The 5,777-nt window shown below is 47.8% G+C and carries 2 protein-coding genes; both read left to right on the top strand.

All coding sequences use genetic code 11. The features are described from left to right. Positions 1-720: Gfo/Idh/MocA family oxidoreductase (locus J4G07_20320; protein ID MCE2416335.1), on the top strand; the 720-nt coding region annotated here is incomplete at its 5' end. Positions 721-1,099: 379 nt separating this feature from the next. Further along, on the top strand, positions 1,100-5,777 hold a 4,678-nt coding region (locus tag J4G07_20315), incomplete at its 3' end, for an Ig-like domain repeat protein (GenBank protein ID MCE2416334.1).

The following is a 5,777-nucleotide window of genomic DNA, read 5'->3' as shown; positions in this document are numbered from 1 at the left end:
AAACCGATGGCACCCACCTGGGGCGATGCCAAGGCACTTTATCAAGCGTGTGTTGATAACGACGTTGTGATAACGTTCTGTCATCAACGCCGTTTCGGGGCGCAGTTCGTCAAAGCGAAACGCCTTGCAAATGAAGGTGCGATCGGTGAGTTGCGTCGACTTGAAGGTGCCTGCCCGAATCTACTTGATTGGGGAACCCACTGGTTCGATATGTTCTTTTTCTACAATAATGACGAACCTGTTGACTGGGTTATCGGTCAAATAGATGTAGCGGAAGAAAAGACTGTCTTCGGTGTTCAGGTTGAAACGAGTGGCGTCTCGTGGATTCGCTGGAAGAACGGCGTTGAGGGTCTTCTCGCGACGGGCGGGACGGCTTTAGGAGGTTTCGGCAATCGGCTCATCGGCACGAAAGGCATCATTGATGTTGGGGGACGTGGGACACCGTTGCGGATGCTCCGCGAGGACGGAGACGGATGGGAAGAGCCTGATTTAACCGGTTTGGTTGCTGAGCGCGATGCGACAACACTCTCTGTGCTTGACCTTATTCACGGTGTAAAGACGGGACGTGAGCCGGAACTCAGCGGTCGGAAGGCACTTCAGGCAACTGAACTCATTTTTGCAACGTATCAGTCGAGCCGACAGCGTGCGAAGATTGATTTACCACTGACAGTGGACGATTCTGCGTTGCTGACGATGGTTGCCAATGGAGACATTGGTTAGGACTTATTTCTATCAAGTTACAATGCGCAGTTTACAATTAACCGCGCATTGTAGCAGTGTTATGTTCCTCTGGTGTTCTATTATTTTATCAACCTAATTGAAATTTTTGCGTCTAATCAAAGTAAAGGGGATTCTTACACATCTGTTCCCCAAGAACGTGAAATCAAATAATCGGAAGCAGTCAATAGATACAAAATAGTTATCAGTTAACAGTGGTCAGTTAAGGGATGATCTTGTTGAAACAGAGTTCTCTTTAATGAATAACTGGCAACTGACGACTGTAAAAGTAGGGCACGGAACCTGTCTGGAAAATTTGTGCCTTCACGCGAATCGCCGAAATTTAGTTATCTTCGGACTCGCGACAAGCAGGGAGAAGCGAGTGTCAAAAAATAAAGATATGTACGGCGCAGCTTGCAAGAGCCAACCGATCCCCAATCCCAGTACCGAATTGACCGAAAACCTGCCTGAAACGAAGTGGAAGGCAGCCCAGAAGCAATCAATTAAAAAAGCGAATTTTCTCTTTTTTCTGAGTTTTATTTCTCTGGTCATCTTAACGATGCCTACGACCCTTTGGGCGGATCTCATCAGTCTGACGGTTGATTCAGGCGGGGATAATGTTTTCAGAGGCGGCGTAGATAGGTTGCGTATTATTTTTACGGTTGATGATAGTGACGACGAGTACCCGTATGTCGTTGACGTGCAGAGGATCAGGGTTGTGGGTGAAAATAGAACGGAAGAGACGTTGGGTGTCATCGATCGAGGAACTGTGTCGGCAGATGAGACGGTGAACGTGTTCTGGGACGGAACTATTGACGGCGCAAAACTTCCAGACGGACCCTATACGATCCGTGTTACTGTTGATGATGACCAAGAAGGGGCTTTAACTGCAACAGCGACTTTAGATTCGAGGGCACCGCGTGTTTCCGGGGTTTTTGCAAACAACGTTGCAGGTACGCCGATTACCGATGGTAGTTTTATCAGCGAGGATCGACTCGAATCAATTGTAGTAACAGGGGCAGATGACGGTGGGGCAGATAACGCGAGCGAGCTTGATCTCGCCAACAGGCGAAACACTATTTTTCTGAGAAATGCACAGCAGGCTGTAGTGCAGGGGACCCTTAATTACGAGGGAACCGCCCTCACCTTTACTTTAGTAGATCCCTTAGACGATCCTTCTGAAAATGGAACGTATACCCTTATTCTCATCTTAATAGATAAAGCCGGTAATGTCGTCCAAAGCCTGAGGGAATTTACCTTTGATAACGTCAATCCCCGTTTGAGAAGAACTTCTACCAACAGAGGCGGACTTATTCCCGGGGCTGGTGTGAGCCAACGCCTCACTTATGTTGAAGCCACACTCACAGATAACCTCGAAGACGGTATCGATCTCTTTGCATCTACCATCTATCTTAATCGCATCGGAACTGATGGGCCTACGAGGATACCGGGAGAAAAAGTAGAGGATCCTGAAAATAACAAGATCCGATGGGAACTCTTCACCCCCTTATTAGGCAGAGACGCTTCCGACGATGGTGAATATACCATTGCGGTCACCGCCGTTGATAAGGCGGGGAACGAAGCTTTGCCGGTTGAGATATCGTTTCGCTACGATAACCGGGCACCGGAACCCGTATCGGTAAGCCCTATGGGCAGCACCGAAGAATTTACTCCCTTTCCCAATACCAATTATTACAATTCCCCCATCACCGGATTTGTCGTTGACTTTGGTGGTACGGAAACGGACGTGGACCTTGCCGGCAGGCGGCAATCAACGCAGATTGTGTTTGGGACTCCGAAAGAATCTGTGGAGGGTGTGAATGTCCTTGAAGGACAAGTCGTCACAGATACCGATAATGGAACATTAACTTACATCCTAAATCAGCCGATCATCAGTCGGGATGGCACCCAAGATGGACACTATCTACTCAACCTTCAAGCAACAGATACCGCTGGCAATACCAAGATTTACGATTACCAGATTGTCTACGATACGCAGCCACCAACACTTGTTTCTACAACGCCAGCCTCCAACGAGACGGTCTCAGAATTATCACAGGTTGAAGTCAAACTCAATGAGAAAACCAGCGGCATCAATTTCGTTCAGAGCAACGACTTTCAACTCTGGAAAGGGAGAGCGACAGATGTTCTCCAAGACGAGCCGTCTGCAGCAAGAGCGGTACCTGTGAATATCACGAGTAACGGCATGGATACAGTTACGCTGACCCTTTTGAAACCGATTGCTTTGGACGGTTCAGATGATGGTACCTACACAATTAAAGTCACTCCCACCGACCGCGCGGGCAATATAGGTGGGGCTGCCGTGCGGGAATTCTACCTCGTCAGCCAGAAGCATGAACCCGAAATCCGATTAACGATGCCTGAAACCACAACGGTTAATAGTTTGCCAACGGTTGTTGTGGAACTCGTTGATTATGTGGGTGCGGGTATAGATTTTGATGCGTCGACAGTGACTGTCAGCAATCCCGAAGGGGCTCTGGTGTTACAGGCAGAACTTGAATATGACGAAGCAACTCACCTCCTAACCTGGACGACTGAAGCACCCGTCGCACCGGATGGCAGTGATGATGGTGAATACACGATAACTGCGACGTTTGTCGATTTTACTGGAAAAAGCTGGACACGGCAGTTCTCGTTCATTTTAGATACGCAAATTCCAGACATTGAAAGCGTACACGTAGCGATCGACTCCCAGCCAGAACTTTCGGCGGATACTATAACAACTCTTACCGAAGGTTTTTCGCAAATCATCGTAACTTTCGAGGACACACTCGGAGACGCTGAGCAAGGTTCCCAGGACCCCGGTAATGATGTTGACTTTACGAATACCGTGGTCGAGTTAACGGGTCCGGAAGGGTCGGCGATTCCAAACAATATATCTGTCTATAGTCCCACGCAACTCGCTGTCCGTTTTGTTGAATTGATAGCAGACGGTTCCTATACGTTGGCGATAACAGTCTTAGACCGCGCGGGGAACACCGCACGAGGTGCTGTGCGCTATGCCTTTCTTCTCGATACTGAGAGTCCTCGGATAACTGCGTCGTCTCCGCTAACATTGAGTGAACCTGTCTCTTATATCGGCGGAGATTTTAGGCAGTTTATGTTTACGATTGAAGATGTAGGTCCCGCGGATCTATTTTTCGAGTCTGGCAATACTGTTCCTACTGCGCTTACGTATAGTGAATTAACGAGTCAGCTGTTTCTGACGATTGTGTCGCCATTCGCCGAAGATGGGAGTTCGGATGGAGAATATACAGTAAAAATATCGCTCGTTGACAAAGCCGGGAATCGCACGGATTCCGAACATACCGTCGTTTATGATTCCAAAGTGCCGCAGCTTTCTTCTGTGATGTTGAATACTGAATCTCCAATAGTGCTTGAACCGCAGCTGATCAAGATGATTTCCGAGACTGTAAGCAGTATTACCCTTCAATTTGAGGATGCGACGCGGATTGACTTTACGAATACCGTGGTTGCGTTAATTGGTCCAGGGGATGCGCCTGATTCGGAAGAGGCGGTTCCAATCAATATCTCTGTTGATAGTTTCACACAACTCACTATTCGTTTTGTTGAATTGATGAAAGACGGTTCATATACACTGTCGGTGACACCTCAAGATGTTGCGGGTAATGCTGCACAAGGTGCCGTGCGCTACGCTTTTCTGATTGATACTGAGGCACCGCACATCACTGCACCAACACCCTTATTGTTCAACCAACAACCTGTTACTTATATCGGTAGTGCGCTAAGACAGTTTCAGTTCGCGTTTACTGTTGAAGATGTAGGTCCAGCGGAGTTGTATTTGGAGGAACAAACCATTGAAGTCGTGAATGCAGATGGGGTTAATATTCCGGTCGCTGTGACGTATGATGAGCTAACGAGTCAAATCTTTTTGGCACTTCCTGTCTCATTCCCTCGAGACGGAAGTGTGGATGGTGAATACACAGTAAAAGTATCGCTCGTTGACAAAGCAGGGAATCGTTCGGATTCGGAATACACCGTTGTTTATGATTCCAAAGCACCGCAGCTAACTTCAGTCGTAGTCAATATGGATCCACCGATCGAGCTTGTCCCGAATCGAATTGCCGAGATTGTGGAATCCATAAATAGTATCACTATCCAATTTGAAGAAGCGACTTACATTAATTTTGCCAATACGCAGATTACATTGATGGGACCTGAGTCAACCAATGCAGACGGTGAATCTACGACCCCCTCAATTCCGCTTACATTGGAAGATGATGGTGTATCTCAGGTTACCCTGAGTTTCTTAGATCTGGAACACGTTGGTAGGTATACTTTATCTGTCGCACCGCAAGATGTAGCGGGCAATGCCGCAGCCGGTGCCCTTAATTACACGTTTGTCTTGGATATTCCGCTGCCGCGTGTCGGTTCTGTTGTTATTGGGGGAATAGAAACAGGAGCAGACAGTGATGTTGTTTATGTTAACGCAGACAATATGGTGATTGGAGCCTTCCTCCTTGACCCAACAGAAACAGGGTTATCCTTTGGGAGTGAAGGATCATACATCACGGTGACTGAGCCTGATGGAACCACAATCGTTCCAGGTGCAACAGGTTCCGATGGAGAAGACCTCATCGTTTGGGAACCGATAACGCTTACATCGGATGGAACTACGGATGGAAGATACAACGTGTACGTTGTCCCCGTTGATAAAGCTGGACGGCAGGGAAGCACGGTGTATCGTGAGTTTATTTATGACACACAGGAGCCAGAGATAATAACGGCTGCTCCAATGGATTTGAGTCAGCCCGTTTCCTATATCAGCCAGAGTTTAACACAATTCAGTTTCACTATCGCGGATATCGGTCCCGCAGACCTCGAATTGTCGGATCAGAAAGTCACGCTTCGAGATGCTGTAGGGGCAGGTCTTGTGCCTGCCCAACTCACTAACGATACTGAAAACCAACTCTTCCTCACATTGGACCAACCCTTACCACTTGATGGCAGTATGGATGGGGAATATACGGTTCTTGTTGAGTTGGCAGATAAGGCGAAAAATCTGTATACAGTCGAAC

Source organism: Candidatus Poribacteria bacterium (assembly GCA_021295715.1).
Lineage (GTDB): Bacteria > Poribacteria > WGA-4E > WGA-4E > WGA-3G > WGA-3G.
Note: the sequence above shows the minus strand (reverse complement) of the source record. Positions and strands in the feature narration are given on the sequence as shown.